Raw genomic sequence first — 11,592 nt, forward strand, 5'->3', positions numbered from 1 at the left:
GATTGTCCCTGCCGCTCCTGATGCACCGCGCGCGCGTGTGACGCCAGACCGGAACCGGCCGCCGCGCCGCTTTTTTCGCGCCCCTGTGCCCCGCCGGACTCAGAGTCGACCGCCCCGCCCGCATCTCTTTTGCACCGCCACGGCGAACAACACCGGCTCCGGTGTCGTTGGTCCCCGGACCGCGGCCCACACGCTGCGCAGACACTCAGAAGACCAGGAGACATCCATGCAGATCGATCTTTACGGCAAGACCGCCCTCGTCACCGGCTCCACCAAGGGCATCGGCCTCGCCACCGCCAAGGGCCTCGCCGCCAGCGGCGCCAAGGTCGTCGTCAACGGCCGAAAGCAGCACGACGTCGACGTCGCCGTGACCGAGGTACAGCAGCACGTCCCCGGCGCCGAAGTGTCGGGTATCGCCGCCGATCTCGGCAGCGCCGAGGGCTGCAAGACCGTGACCGACGCCCTGCCCGACTGCGACGTGCTGGTGAACAACGCCGGCATCTTCAAGCCGGAGGATTTCTTCGAGGTCCCCGACGAAACCTGGCAGCAGTTCTACGACGTCAACGTCATGTCCGGCGTCCGTCTCGCCCGCCACTACCTGCCCGGCATGCAGAACCGCGAATGGGGCCGCGTGGTCTTCCTGTCCTCGGAATCCGCCTTCAACATCCCGCCCGAGATGATCCACTACGGCATGACCAAGACCGCCGTCACCGCCGTCGCCCGCGGCCTGGCAAAGCGCATGGCCGGCACCGGCGTCACGGTGAACTCCGTCATGCCCGGGCCGACGCTGTCGGAAGGCGTGGCCGCGATGCTCAAGGACGACATGGAGAAAAACGGCAAGTCGCTCGAGGAAGCGGGCCGCGACATGGTCATGTCCGACCGCCCCAGCTCGATCCTCCAGCGGCCCGCCTCGGTCGAGGAGGTCGCCAACATGATCGTCTACACCTGCTCGCCGCTCGCCTCCGCCACCACCGGCGCCGCGCTGCGCGTCGAGGGCGGCATCGTCGACACGCTCTGAGCGAATCCACGCGACCCGCACGCGGATTTCTGGACACCCGCCCCGCGGGCACCAGTTACTCCGGGCGGCGGCCCCGAAAGCCGCCGCACCGGACATTCGCAAGACACGGGCAGACATGAGAGTTACGAGACACTGGATCGCGGCGCTGCTGATCCTCGCAGCCGCCATGGCGGGCACCTTCACCCCGACCCGAAGCCTGGCCCAGGAGACGGCCCCCGCCGAAGGAACAGAAGGCGAAGACCCGCCCAGCAATCTCGATCTCCTGCTCGACGTGATCGAGGACGACGCCACCCGCGCCGCCCTCATCGACCAGCTCCGCGAGGCACAGGCCCGCGCCGAAACGCCCGTCGACGACCAGATCGTCGAAACCCTCGCCCCCGGCGCCGCCACCCCGCCCGAGGAACTCTCCTTCTCGCGCCGCATCGCGCTCATCACGCAGGAGGTGGCTGAAGGCGTCGCCACCCGCGCCGAAACGCTCTGGACCCAGCTCACCCGCGCGCCCCGCGTCTTCCAGGGCCTCAGCGGCGGCGAGGCCGGCGTCCTGCTCGAAGCGCTCCAGCAGCTTGCCATCATCATCGTCGCGACCATCGCGGTCTTCATCGTGCTGCGCCGGCTGGGCAAGTCGCTCTACGCGCGCATGGGCGCCAAGGCCCGCGACAGCGGCGTCCTGCGCACCGTGCTGCTGTTTTGCGCATCGGCCGCGATCGATGCGCTGATCGTCGTCGTGGCATGGGCGGCGGGCTATCTCATCGCGATCCTCTTCCTCGGCACCATGGGCAGCATCGGCATCCGCCAGACGCTCTACCTCAACGCCTTCCTGCTGGTGGAGATGGCCAAGGTCGCCGTGCGCCTCGCGCTCTCGCCCTCGGCGCGCAACCTGCGGCCCCTGCCGGTCTCGGATGCTGGCGCGCAGTACCTCGCCAGTCGACTCAACTTCATGGTCGGCCTCGTCGGCTACGGCCAGCTCCTGATTGTCCCGATCATCAACACCAACGTCTCCTTCGCGGGCGGGCGCGCCATCTCGGCGCTGATCTCGCTCGTCGTCGTGGCCTTTGCCATGTGGCTCGTGGTGCGCAACCGCCGCGCCGTGGCCGACTGGCTCGAACGCGGCGGCCAACCCGCGGAAGAACACGCCGAGGAGCGCCGCTTCGCCGAGCAGGCCGCTCGTGAAGAAGCCGAGCTTGCCACCGACACCGTCGGAGAGACCCCCGACCAGATCACCGGCGCGGCCGAAGAATACCCCATGGGGTCCGACGCCGACACGCCCGAGAAGCGCTCGCGCCGCAGCGGCGCGCTGCACTTCCTTGCCCGCCAATGGCACTGGTTCGCGCTGGCCTATCTCCTGGTGATGCTGGTGCTCGTGCTGGCGCAGCCCAACGCCGCCTTCCGATCACTGATCAACTCGGGTCAGGTGCTGCTCGTGGCACTGCTGGGCATCACCCTCTCGGGGATGCTGACCCGCATCATGGTGCGCGGCGTGCAACTGCCCGACAACATCACCGCCCGCCTGCCCCTGCTGGAGAAGCGGCTTAACACCTTCGTGCCCCGCGCGCTCTTCGTGCTGCGCTTGCTGATCTTCGTCGTGGTGGTGGCCGTGGCGCTCAATGCCATCAGCCTGATCGACCTGCGTGCCTGGATGGCCAGCCAGATCGGCCTGCAGCTCACCAGCACGCTCTTCTCGGTGGCCGCCGTGCTGCTGGTCTCCTTCCTGATCTGGGTGGCGCTGTCGTCCTGGGTGGACTACCGCCTCAACCCCGATTTCGGCTCGGTCGCCACCGCCCGAGAACGCACGCTGCTCACGCTGCTGCGCAACGCGGCCACCATCGCGCTGCTGATCATCACGCTGATGTTCGTCCTGTCCGAGATCGGGCTCGACATCGCGCCGCTGCTGGCCTCCGCCGGGGTGCTCGGCCTGGCCATCGGTTTCGGTGCCCAGAAACTGGTTCAGGACATCATCACCGGCATCTTCATCCAGCTCGAGAACGCCATGAACGTTGGCGACGTGGTGACCGCCGGCACCACCACCGGCGTGGTGGAAAAGCTCACCATCCGCTCGGTCAGCCTGCGCGACCTCAACGGCACCTACCACCTCATCCCCTTCTCCTCGGTCGACATGGTCTCCAACTACATGCGCGAGTTCGGCTATTCGGTCTGCGACATGGGCGTGGCCTACCGCGAGGACATCGGCGAGGTGAAACAGGCCATGCACGACGCCTTCGACAAGCTCCGCGCCGACCCCGACCACGCGCCGTCCATCCTGGGCGACCTGGAATGGTTCGGCGTCAACGCCTTCGGCGACAGCGCCGTGGTGGTCCGAACCCGCATCAAGTGCCGCCCCGGCGACCAGTGGGGGATCGGGCGCGCCTACAACGGCATCCTGAAAGAGATCTTCGACGAACGCGGCATCGAGATCCCCTTCCCGCACCAGACCCTCTACCTGGGCGAATCCAAGTCCGGCGCGACCCAGCCTTTCCGGGTCCGCATGGAAGGCGGCTCCGAGGACACCGGGACGGCCTGACCGGACCGTCCCTACGGCTCAAAGCCCATCGAGCGCCGGACCCCGAAATCGGTCCGGCGCTTCTTTTTTAGGGTACCAGCCGCGCATCGCCGCCGCACGCGGCGGCGATCCAACCGTTGATCCCTTGGCCCGGAACAAGGGGCTTCAGCCCCGCCGGGCCAGCGCCAGACCGCGGGGACGGTCCGGCGCTGGCCCGGCTGCGCATCCACCTTTGGAAGACGTTGTTTCAGCGCAAGGACCTGCCCACGGGAACATCCGCACGCAGCCGCACTCGGACACGCCGAAGGCATGCTTCCAGCATTACCACGCGCGGCGGGCCTTCGGCCTTGATTCCGCGCAGGGAGCTTCGCACTCGAACCGGACCTCTCCCGGGGAAACAAACCAGCCCCCGCCCAAAACCCAGAAAATCTGCCTACCTAGGCGTCCGGCGCCCCGCCGTTTAGGGCCAAACCCTAAGTCCCGGTTAACGCGTCCAACCAACCCATTGATTTCATTACGCTGGAAAAACGTCCCGGCCCGGGACACCCCCGTGACACGCCTCAGATCCACCGCCCGAGGCCCATTGCCGAAGCCACCCGTCGCACGTATATCCCGCCCATGCTCGACGCCGCCTCAAACCGCCCCGAACTGCCGGCCGAAATCGCCCGGCGCCGCACCTTCGCGATCATCTCGCACCCGGATGCGGGCAAGACCACGCTGACCGAGAAGTTCCTTCTCTACGGCGGCGCGATCCAGATGGCCGGCCAGGTCCGCGCCAAGGGCGAGGCACGCCGCACCCGCTCGGACTACATGCAGATGGAAAAGGACCGGGGCATCTCCGTCTCGGCCTCGGCCATGTCCTTCGACTACCAGAAGTTCCGCTTCAACCTCGTCGACACGCCCGGCCACTCGGACTTCTCCGAGGACACCTACCGGACGCTGACGGCGGTGGACGCGGCCATCATGGTCATCGACGGCGCCAAGGGCGTGGAAAGCCAGACCCGCAAGCTCTTCGAGGTCTGCCGCCTGCGCGACCTGCCGATCCTGACCTTCTGCAACAAGATGGACCGCGAAAGCCGCGACACCTTCGAGATCATCGACGAGATCCAGGAAAACCTCGCCATCGACGTGACGCCCGCCAGCTGGCCCATCGGCGTCGGCCGCGATTTCTTGGGCTGCTACGACATGCTCAACGACCGGCTCGAGCTCATGGACCGCGCCGACCGCAACAAGGTGGCCGAATCCATCCGCCTCGAAGGCCTCGACGATCCCCGTCTGGACGAAAATATCCCCGCGCACCTGCTCGAACAGCTTCGCGAAGAGGTCGAGATGGCGCGCGAACTGCTGCCCAAGCTCGACCCGCAGGCCGTGCTCGAAGGCCACATGACCCCGATCTGGTTCGGCAGCGCGATCAACTCCTTCGGGGTGAAGGAGCTGATGGACGGCATCGGCTCCTACGCGCCCGAACCGCAGCCCGCCCGCGCCGAGCCGCGCCAGATCGCACCCGAGGAAACCAAGGTTACCGGCTTCGTCTTCAAGGTGCAGGCCAACATGGACCCCAAGCACCGCGACCGCGTGGCCTTCGTCCGGCTGGCTTCGGGGCACTTCAACCGCGGGATGAAGCTCACCCACGTTCGCACGAAAAAGCCCATGACCGTCTCGGCGCCGGTGCTTTTCCTCGCCTCCGACCGCGAACTGGCGGAGGAGGCCTGGGCCGGCGACATCATCGGCATCCCCAACCACGGCCAGCTGCGCATCGGCGACACGCTGACCGAGGGCGAGGCGCTCAAGGTCACGGGCATCCCCTCCTTCGCACCGGAACTGCTCCAGAACTGCCGCGCGGGCGACCCGATGAAGGCCAAGCACCTGGAAAAGGCTCTCTTCCAGTTCGCCGAGGAAGGCGCCGCCAAGGTCTTCAAGCCCGCCTTCGGCTCGGGCTTCATCGTGGGTGTCGTCGGCGCACTGCAGTTCGAGGTTCTGGGCAGCCGGATCGAGATGGAATACGGCCTGCCCGTCCGCTTCGAACCCTCGCAGTTCACCTCGGCCCGCTGGGTCCACGGCGACAAGCTGCCGGTGGAGAAGTTCACCAACGCCAACAAGCAGCACATCGCGCACGATCACGACGGCGACACGGTCTACCTGACCCGCCTGCAATGGGACATCGACCGCGTCGAACGCGACTACCCGGACGTGACGCTCAGCGCGACCAAGGAAATGCTGGCGTAAGCCGAGGCGCGGCCGCTCAGGCCGCGCCCCTCGTCGCGTCGTAGCCGTAAAGCCAGTCGAACTGCTTCACCATCTGCCCCGGCGCCGCCCGGCTGGCGAGGCCCAGCACCATGTGCGCCGCGCCCCGGATCAGAGGGTTGCGCAAGTGGTACTTCCACGCGTTGCCATTGGCCGCCGCGATCACCTTCGCCGCCCGATCCCGCCTGCGCGCCTGGTAACGCTGCAGCCCCGCCGCCACGTCCGGCGCCCCGTCCAGCGAGGCGGCAAGCACGAAGGCATCCTCCAGCGCAAGGTTCGCCCCCTGCGCAAGGAAGGGCAGCGTCGGGTGCGCCGCATCGCCGAGGATAGCCACGCCCTCACCATGCCAGCGCCGCGCCACCGGGTGGCGGAACAGCCCCCAGAGCCCCGGCGCCTCGGCCCCCTCCATCAGGCGCCGCAGCTCCGGCGACATGCCCGAGAAAGCCGCGCGCAGGTTCGCCGCCTCGTCGCGATGGCTCCAGCCCTCGGCGACCCAGCCCTTGCGTTCCTCGACCGCCACCATGTTCACCACGCTGCCGTCGCGCAGCGGATAGGTCACCACGTGCCGTCCGGGCCCCATGTGCACCCGAGCCTCGGCCGGATGATCCGTCACGTTCGGCACCACCGCCCGCCAGGCCACCTGCCCGGTAAAGAAGGGCTCGGCCGGCCCGTTTAGCGCGGGTCGCAGAACCGAATGCAGCCCGTCAGCCCCGACCACGAGATCCCCGCCGCAGCGATCCCCGTTGGCGAGCGAAATGGCCGGCGGCGCGCCCGGCGTCACCTCGGCCACCTTCTGGAGCAGCCGCAGCTTGACGCCCGCCTCGCGCGCCGCCGCACCCAGCAGGTCGATCAGATCGGCGCGATGCACGAAGTAATAGCCCGGCTCGGCCCCGGTCAGATCGACCCGCGCGACCTCGGCCCCCCGTGCGCCGTCACGCAGCGACACCGCCTGCCCGCGGCAGGACACTTCCGCCAGCCGCGTATCCAGCCCAAGCGCCGCCAGCACCCGCAGCCCGTTGGGGCTGATCTGCAGTCCCGCGCCGACCTCGCGGATCGCCTCAGCCTGCTCCAGCACCACGACGTTGGCGCCGCGCTGCCGCAGGGCAATGGCCGCGGCCAGCCCGCCGATGCCGCCGCCGATCACCGTGATCTCAAGATCAGAAAACGCCATCCGGCCCCCCAGAGACGCAAAAGCGCCAGGGCTCGGGCCCCGGCGCCTTTTGTGTCCTCGCCGTGCCCCTTGCGGGACAATCAGTCGTCGCGATGCACCTTCTCGCGGCGTTCGTGGCGCTCCTGCGCCTCGAGGCTCATGGTCGCGATCGGACGCGCGTCCAGCCGCTTGAGGCTGATCGGCTCGCCGGTCACTTCGCAGTAGCCGTATTCGCCCTCGTCGATCCGGCGCAGCGCCGAGTCGATCTTGGCCACCAGCTTGCGCTGCCGGTCGCGCGTGCGAAGTTCGATCGCGCGGTCGGTTTCCTCGCTGGCACGGTCAGTCACGTCGGGAATGTTCCGCGTGCCTTCCTGTAGGGCCTCGATCGTGTCGCGGCTCTCTGCCAGAAGGTCGTTCTTCCATGCGTGAAGCTTGCGCCGGAAGTACTCCAGCTGGCGATCGTTCATGAAAGGTTCATCTTCTGCCGGACGATAATCGTCGGGAAGAAAGGTTTCCGCCTTCATCTGCGCTCCCTCATCAACGCCAATACCCATCATGAAGATTTTCCCCAGATATTTGGCACCCCTGCGGGTGGCTCTTAACTGAAGGCTACCACTTTGTCACGCCGCAATCTCAAATGGTTGCCCCAATTTCGCCCGGAAAGGCTGCGGCGGAATGGCTCGCACCCGCCGCGGTTGCCGCAGTGCCGCGAAACCCGGCATCTCCCCCCGAAACGGCGCCCAATCGCAGGGCATCTCCGTCATGACGGGTCGCAATTTATGCCCGATCGGGACCATGCGCGCCGGACATGAAAACGGCCACCTTAACCACCCCCAAGACATCGCGGCTTTCCCGAATGCGGCGTCGCTGGCTTCAATGTCGCTCCGCAGTCGGCGACTCGCGCACGACACGGCGTCACGCGGCGCAGCGGAGCTGCCGCACTTGCAAAGCTCCCGCCACCGACCTACCCCTTTCAGCGGCATCCAACGCGAGAGGCAGGCCCATGCGCTTCGACGGCACACGCGACTACGTCTCGACCGACGACCTGACCATGGCGGTCAACGCCGCCATTACCCTCGAACGCCCGCTCCTGGTGAAGGGCGAGCCGGGCACCGGCAAGACCGAGCTGGCGCGCCAGGTCTCCGCCTCCCTCGGCGTGCCGATGATCGAATGGTCGATCAAGTCCACCACCCGCGCCCAACAGGGTCTCTACGAATACGATGCCGTCTCGCGCCTGCGGGACAGCCAACTCGGCGACGAACGCGTCAACGACGTGCGCAACTACATCCGCAAGGGCAAGCTCTGGCAGGCCTTCGAGGCCGAGGGCCGCGTGGTCCTGCTCATCGACGAGATCGACAAGGCCGATATCGAGTTCCCCAACGACCTGCTGCAGGAACTCGACCGGATGGAGTTCTTCGTCTACGAGACCTGCGAGACGGTGAAGGCCAAACAGCGCCCCATCGTCATCATCACCTCCAACAACGAAAAGGAGCTGCCCGACGCCTTCCTGCGCCGCTGCTTCTTCCACTACATCAAGTTTCCCGATGCCGAGACCCTGCGCAGCATCGTCGAGGTGCACTTCCCCGGCATCAAGGAAAGCCTGCTGACCACCGCGCTGACCCAGTTTTACGAGCTGCGCGAACAGCCGGGCCTCAAGAAACGCCCCTCCACCTCCGAAGTGCTCGACTGGCTGAAGCTGTTGCTGGCCGAGGACCTAGGGCCCGAAGATCTCAAGCGCGAGGGCACGAACCTGTTGCCGAAACTGCACGGCGCCCTGCTCAAGAACGAGCAGGACGTGCACCTTTTCGAACGGCTCGCCTTCATGGCGCGACGGCAGGGCCGCTGACCCCCGCCGCCCGCACCGACGATCAGGCCGCGTTCTGGCGCGGGCCGGTCTGCTCCTGCTCGGCCTCCCGCTTCATCGCAGCGAGGTCGCGGTCGTCGTCGCCACGCCCGTCGCGCGAGATCACGTACCTCAGCTGGCTGCGGCGCTTGCGACTGCTGATCTGCTTGGTGAGAACATCCTCCGACGCAAAGTGCAGGATGCCGTCGCGACGGGTAATGTCGTAGCGCTTGTAGCCCCCAAGCAGCTTGTGAGCCTGCTGCGCGGCCACGACCACGGTGATCTCCATGGAGGTACAGCGGTCGATGGCGATGTTCGCCGCGGTATTTTTCGCCGCGCGCTCGCCGATGTTCTGGAAGCTGCCGATGTCGAGCGCCTCGCCACCACCCAGGGGCCCCTGGTTGGTCCGCTCCCGGAAATCGCCGCCCAGCGGCTCGCCGTCCTCGACCCGGTCCGTCACCAGCGTGCAGAATTCCTCGTCATCGCAGACAAGCTGGACCTGGATTGCCAGGATATAGACCGCATCCGCCCCCATGTTGCTGACGACACAGCGCGCGTCCTGCCCGTCGTTGGCCGCCATCCCGATATGGATCACCGCCCGGTTGCTGCGCCGGAAACTCACGAAGATCAGATGCAGGTAGCCCATCCAGACGAACAGCATCAGCGTATTCGTGAAGAGATTGATGACGCTGCTGTGCTCGCTCAACCATTCCATGGTGACCTCGCCCCCTTGCGATTGTCGGATTTCATATGAGCAATCCCAACGGCAGCGGCGGGATCGGGTTCCGCGCAAAAGGCCCCGTGACCCGATGGAAACCGTACCGGAGCAGGGAAGCTCCTGCACCACGATCGACGACACCCCTGAAGCGCTGCGTGCCCGCCCCCGAGACGGGAGCAACTCCGTCCTGCCCAGATACTTTCCAGCGAACACCGCGACGACGCGGCCAGCCCCCTTAAGGACGAGCTCAAATCGCAACGTATATCGCCGCCCCGTCCCTTCCGTCCCACGGGCGCACGTCGCAGCGCCTCAGAGCCGGGCTTCTTCCTGGCGCAAATACTCCCGGAGCTTGGGGCAGACGCCCGACCCGCCCGTGCAGCAAGGCCGACGCCGAGCAACTGGCACGGGGCACGGGACGCCCCCGTGCGCCTCAAGCGCGCCCGGAAAGCCGCGACAGGATCACGCCGACCTCTCCCGCCGGGATCGCGCCCGAAATCCGCCCGGCCTCGCCGCCCAGCCGCGTGGCGGCGTAGGTCGCCCCGACCTCGCCCGGCGCGAAGCGCAGCAGCAGCGAGGCGGCCAGCAGCACCGACAGCCGCTCCGCGAAAAGCCGCGCCTCAGCCTCCTCCGGCGGCCCGTGCCAGCGCGCGCCATGCGCGTCGAGCGCCGCATCGTAGACCGCCGAATTCCCCCGCGCCGCCTCCAGCTCCAACCGAAGCGCCTCGCCCGCCTCCGGCGCCCGCGCCAGCGTCCGCAGGATGTCGAGGCAGATCACGTTGCCTGAGCCCTCCCAGATCCCGTTCAGCGGCGCCTCGCGGTAAAGCATGGGCAACGGCGTGTCGGTGACGTATCCCATGCCCCCCAGCGCCTCCATGGCCTCGTAGATAACCACCGGCGCGCGCTTGTTATTGTGGAACTTCGCCAGCGCTACCCCGATCCGCGCCAGCGCCCGCTCGCCCGCGTCACCGCCCGCGTCGAACGCCCGCGCCACGCGCAGCCCCAGCGCCGTCGCCGCCTCCCAGTCGAGCGCGAGGTCCGCCAGCACTGCCCTCATCAGCGGCTGGTCCACCAGCCGCTTCTGGAACACCCGCCGGCCCTCGGCCCAGTGCCAGGCCTCGGCCAAGGCCGCCCGCATCAGCCCCGCCGGTGCCATCGCCGTGTCGAGCCGCGTGTGATGCACCATCTCGAGGATCGTGCGGATGCCGTTGCCCGCCTCGCCCACCAGGTGCCCCAGCGCGCCCTGGTACTCGATCTCGGACGAGGCATTCGCCCGGTTTCCGAGCTTGTCCTTCAGCCGCTGGATCCGGATCGGGTTGCGCTCACCGTCAAGCCACCGCGGCACCAGGAAACAGCTCAGCCCCTCCGGCGCCTGCGCCAGCGTCAGGAAGCCGTCGGACATGGGCGCCGAGCAGAACCACTTGTGCCCCGTCAGCCGCCAGTCGCCCCCATCCCGCTCCGCCCGCGTCGTGTTGGCCCGCACGTCCGAGCCGCCCTGCTTCTCGGTCATGGCCATGCCCAGCGTCGCGCCCGCCTTGTCGCCAAGCGGCGCCACCGAGGGATCGTAGACCCGCGACAGCAGCTTCTCGCGCCAGACCTCCAGCGCACCACCCTGCCCGGCCAGCGCCGGCACACCGGCATAGGTCATGGTCATCGGGCAGCAATGGCCCGGTTCCAGCTGGCTCGCCATATAGACCATAGCGGCATGGCTCACGTGGCCCCCGGCACCACCCTCCCAGGCGAGCGCCGCGTAGCCCGCGCCGATCCCGGCCGACATCAGGTCGTGATATCCCGTGGCATAGCGCACCTCGTCCAGCCGCCGGCCCCCGCGGTCGAAGAGCACGAGCTCAGGCGCCAGCCGTTCCGCCTCGCGCGCGGCAACCGCCAGCGCCTCCGATCCCAGCGCCGCGCCATAGGTCTCCAGCGGCACAACCTGCCCGCCTTCACGCGCTACCGCCTCCCGCAGGACGGCATCCGCCGCCCAGGGATCGCGCGGCCCCGGCACCTGTGGTTGATTCCAGACCTCGTGCGTCTGCAGATCCTCGCGCGCGGAAACCATGGTCACTCCCCCCTGCTGATGTCGCTTCCTGGCCCCAGACTAGGCCGCGCGTGCCTGACCTGCCAA

The 11,592-nt window shown here is 67.8% G+C and carries 8 protein-coding genes; 4 read left to right on the forward strand and 4 right to left on the reverse strand.

Translation table 11 applies throughout. From position 1 onward, the window contains the following. Positions 1–226: 226 nt before the first annotated feature. The 3 genes from C8N44_RS13255 (at position 227) to C8N44_RS13265 (ending at position 5,741) form a co-directional block, all read left to right on the forward strand. Positions 227–1,018, forward strand: coding sequence for an SDR family NAD(P)-dependent oxidoreductase (locus C8N44_RS13255; protein ID WP_107977267.1), 792 nt, complete (start codon positions 227–229; stop codon positions 1,016–1,018). A 115-nt stretch (positions 1,019–1,133) separates the two neighbouring features. Beyond that, positions 1,134–3,536 carry a mechanosensitive ion channel domain-containing protein gene (locus tag C8N44_RS13260; RefSeq protein ID WP_107977268.1) on the forward strand — a complete coding sequence of 801 codons (2,403 nt, stop codon included), beginning with the start codon at positions 1,134–1,136 and terminating at the stop codon, positions 3,534–3,536. Between the two features lie 597 nt (positions 3,537–4,133). Continuing rightward, a complete protein-coding gene (locus tag C8N44_RS13265) occupies positions 4,134–5,741 on the forward strand; it encodes a peptide chain release factor 3 (RefSeq protein ID WP_107977269.1) in 1,608 nt (535 codons plus the stop codon). 16 nt (positions 5,742–5,757) lie between these two features. Here the strand turns inward: C8N44_RS13265 and C8N44_RS13270 are convergent, their stop codons facing one another. Then, positions 5,758–6,930, reverse strand: coding sequence for an FAD-dependent monooxygenase (locus tag C8N44_RS13270; protein ID WP_107977270.1), 1,173 nt, complete (start codon positions 6,928–6,930; stop codon positions 5,758–5,760). A gap of 80 nt (positions 6,931–7,010) precedes the next feature. Continuing rightward, positions 7,011–7,433, reverse strand: a complete 423-nt coding sequence (dksA, locus tag C8N44_RS13275; RefSeq protein WP_107977271.1) for an RNA polymerase-binding protein DksA — start codon at positions 7,431–7,433, stop codon at positions 7,011–7,013. A gap of 479 nt (positions 7,434–7,912) precedes the next feature. Here dksA and C8N44_RS13280 point away from each other — a divergent pair, with 479 nt between their 5' ends. Then, positions 7,913–8,755 (forward strand): AAA family ATPase, encoded by an 843-nt coding sequence (locus C8N44_RS13280; protein WP_107977272.1) that lies wholly within the window; start codon positions 7,913–7,915, stop codon positions 8,753–8,755. Positions 8,756–8,777: 22 nt separating this feature from the next. On the opposite strand, the gene C8N44_RS13285 is transcribed toward C8N44_RS13280, so the two are convergent. Beyond that, positions 8,778–9,467, reverse strand: coding sequence for a hypothetical protein (locus C8N44_RS13285; RefSeq protein WP_188758742.1), 690 nt, complete (start codon positions 9,465–9,467; stop codon positions 8,778–8,780). Positions 9,468–9,900: 433 nt separating this feature from the next. Continuing rightward, positions 9,901–11,526 carry an acyl-CoA dehydrogenase family protein gene (locus C8N44_RS13290; protein WP_107977273.1) on the reverse strand — a complete coding sequence of 542 codons (1,626 nt, stop codon included), beginning with the start codon at positions 11,524–11,526 and terminating at the stop codon, positions 9,901–9,903. Between the last annotated feature and the right edge of the window lie 66 nt (positions 11,527–11,592).

Source organism: Allosediminivita pacifica, assembly GCF_003054175.1.
GTDB classification, from domain to species: domain Bacteria; phylum Pseudomonadota; class Alphaproteobacteria; order Rhodobacterales; family Rhodobacteraceae; genus Allosediminivita; species Allosediminivita pacifica.

Coding starts and splice junctions, on each gene's coding strand:
- C8N44_RS13255 (WP_107977267.1), top strand. CDS start 227: ATGCAGATCGATCTTTACGGCAAGACCGCCCTCGTCACCGGCTCCACC.
- C8N44_RS13285 (WP_188758742.1), bottom strand. CDS start 9,467: ATGGAATGGTTGAGCGAGCACAGCAGCGTCATCAATCTCTTCACGAAT.
- C8N44_RS13270 (WP_107977270.1), bottom strand. CDS start 6,930: ATGGCGTTTTCTGATCTTGAGATCACGGTGATCGGCGGCGGCATCGGC.
- C8N44_RS13265 (WP_107977269.1), top strand. CDS start 4,134: ATGCTCGACGCCGCCTCAAACCGCCCCGAACTGCCGGCCGAAATCGCC.
- C8N44_RS13260 (WP_107977268.1), top strand. CDS start 1,134: ATGAGAGTTACGAGACACTGGATCGCGGCGCTGCTGATCCTCGCAGCC.
- C8N44_RS13290 (WP_107977273.1), bottom strand. CDS start 11,526: ATGGTTTCCGCGCGCGAGGATCTGCAGACGCACGAGGTCTGGAATCAA.
- dksA (WP_107977271.1), bottom strand. CDS start 7,433: ATGAAGGCGGAAACCTTTCTTCCCGACGATTATCGTCCGGCAGAAGAT.
- C8N44_RS13280 (WP_107977272.1), top strand. CDS start 7,913: ATGCGCTTCGACGGCACACGCGACTACGTCTCGACCGACGACCTGACC.